The organism is Streptomyces wedmorensis, from assembly GCF_000716445.1.
Taxonomy (GTDB): domain Bacteria; phylum Actinomycetota; class Actinomycetes; order Streptomycetales; family Streptomycetaceae; genus Streptomyces; species Streptomyces wedmorensis.
Genome location: NZ_JNWK01000215.1, coordinates 1 through 256, shown reverse-complemented (window position 1 = coordinate 256; position 256 = coordinate 1). Strand labels below are relative to the sequence as shown.

Annotated in this window: 1 protein-coding gene; it reads left to right on the top strand. The window is 70.3% G+C overall.

The genetic code is table 11. The annotated features are described in order from the left end of the window. Positions 1-256 (top strand): proprotein convertase P-domain-containing protein (locus OO54_RS41155; protein WP_033212989.1); only part of this gene is annotated, 256 nt, incomplete at both ends.

Below are 256 nucleotides of genomic sequence, written 5' to 3'. Positions count from 1 at the left end.
CGGCGCCGCGGTCACCTCGACGGTCAACGTCACCGGCCGCACCGGCAACGCCCCGAGCAACCTCGCCGTCGGCGTGGACATCGTCCACACCTACCGCGGTGACCTCGTCGTCGACCTGATCGCCCCCGACGGCTCGGTCTACAGCCTGTCCAACCGCTCCGGCGGCAGCGCCGACAACATCCAGCAGACGTTCACCGTGAACGCCTCCTCCGAGGTCGCCAACGGCGCCTGGAAGCTCCGCGTCCAGGACAAGGCC